This is a genomic window from Bacillus sp. C30 (genome assembly GCF_040838255.1).
Classification (GTDB): Bacteria; Bacillota; Bacilli; order Bacillales; family Bacillaceae_G; genus Bacillus_A; species Bacillus_A mycoides.
In genome coordinates this window covers 1-1,845 of the sequence record NZ_JBFPJH010000564.1, presented here as the reverse complement: position 1 = coordinate 1,845, position 1,845 = coordinate 1, and the positions used below count along the sequence as shown (strand labels likewise).

Genomic DNA, 1,845 nt, shown 5'->3' with positions numbered 1-1,845 from the left:
TTAAAAGTGCATGCAGAGGGATGGATGGAAGAAAATCGAACATTGAAACAAGAAAAAAGTCAGTTACAAAAAGAAGTTGGTGTATTAAATAGAGAAATCAGCTCATTAAAAGCTTATATAAAGGGTTTACAGACGAATATAAGAGTTTTGTATGTGCAAACGAAAAAAGTTTTTAAAGAGAAATTTAAGGCGTTTAGAGGGCTTATTAAAAATGAATTGGGTAGCAAGGGAATAGATAATCAATTTGAACGTGAACATAAGAGAGAAATAAGCAGACATCGAGATTTTGATAGGGAAAGATAGGATTGATAATGATGAAAGCATTGAATTGCATGAGTTTGAAGAAAAAAAAGAGGGTTGAATGTTGTGTTTTTGCAAGAGCCGGAAAGTTTTAACAAGGTGTTTCATGTTATTATAGAGAAAGACGTATAAACAAGAAAAACCGCCCCAGCTTTGGCCGGCGAGGCGGTTTTTCATAATAAGGTTGGAATCAACCAATATATATTCTATATACATTCTAACATATAAAAGTTGATTCCTTCCACTAAGGGAGAGAATTATTTTATGACAAAAGTTGTAGATTTTGGACAAGCTGAAAAAAAAGCGAAATTAAGAGATAGTAAGATTGATAGTATTTATGACCGGTTGCAAGCCAGTGGTTACTCAGAAGAAGAGAAAGCAATGCTCTTGCAGTTATTAAGTAAAACAACCGGTGGAGATGAGTATTTCATAGGGAAAAAGAAAAAACCTACAGATCGGGTGAGGTTTGTGCAAATTATAATGGACAATATGGAATATTTAAATCGTATTGACTATTTTACTAATGCGGAGCAAGCGTTTTTATTGCAAATTTCTTCTTATTTGGAATTTAAAACTAATGTAGTCATTGAAAAGAGTAATAGTAATGAAATTGAAACTAATGCAGCAACACCTAGTTATTTAGCTGAAAAGTTTGGTAAAACAAGAGAAAGTGTTTCTAAAACAATGAATTCTTTATTAAAAAAAGGGGTTTTAGGTGTTGCAGAAGCAGGAATGACAACTGATGATGGAAGAACTTGCACTAGTCGTACATGGTTTGTAAATCCGAATATTATGTGTTGTTCTCCAAAAGATAGTGTTGATCGAGCAACTCAACATATTTTTAAAAAGTCACTTAGAAATTTTAAAGTCAGTGGAGATAATAAAAAACATAAATTGCCAGTTTACTTATTTTAGATGTCAATTTTACTATTGACATCTTTTTTTTTTTTGTTTTTACCACTTTTTAGGTGTGAAAAAAAATTCACACAGGTGTGAATTTTTTTTCACACCCTATGTCTTATAAACCCTTGGTATTACTGACTTTCTTCACTTTGCTCTTCTCACTCTTATATATATAGCTAAAAGTTCCGCAAGGAACGGGTCGTATTTTTGAGAAACACACTCAAAAATCTCCACCCTCACAATAAAAAAAGTCGGTTCGTTTATCCTCACCTAAAAGCTAACGCTTTTTCTTTTTTTATTGTGTCCTTGCAAAACTTTTTTCGGCTCGTGTGCTTTTATCGCCAAGCCGACAGACAAAAAGCAAAGCAATGGTTATCGACTTGTGATAGCAAGTATACGAGCCGAATCGCTTAGATCGTTCGTTCAAAAATAGTTCTTATTCAAAAATATAATATGTACTACGTGGGGTTTCGCCCCCACACGACGAGCCCGCACTCTAGCCAAAAAGCAAAGGATGTATCAAAACTTTTAATTTTGGTATAAAGAACCAATAGACGGGTTATAGTAAAGGTACGGTTATCTCCAGTACCTTTGATTTTTCTTCTTAAATGCATAATTTGGGCAAAAAGACGAGAATCCTCT

General features: G+C 33.5%; 2 protein-coding genes and 1 pseudogene. 2 read left to right on the top strand and 1 reads right to left on the bottom strand.

Annotation, left to right across the window (positions count from 1 at the left end):
* Together AB3X49_RS22875 and AB3X49_RS22870 are read left to right on the top strand one after the other, a co-directional pair.
* Positions 1-303 (top strand): annotated as a pseudogene (locus AB3X49_RS22875) (plasmid recombination protein); the annotation flags it as partial.
* A gap of 261 nt (positions 304-564) precedes the next feature.
* Positions 565-1,215, top strand: a complete 651-nt coding sequence (locus AB3X49_RS22870; protein WP_367964937.1) for a MarR family transcriptional regulator — start codon at positions 565-567, stop codon at positions 1,213-1,215.
* A gap of 446 nt (positions 1,216-1,661) precedes the next feature.
* Here AB3X49_RS22870 and AB3X49_RS22865 read toward each other — a convergent pair.
* Positions 1,662-1,845 (bottom strand): hypothetical protein (locus AB3X49_RS22865; RefSeq protein WP_367964935.1); only part of this gene is annotated, 184 nt, incomplete at its 5' end.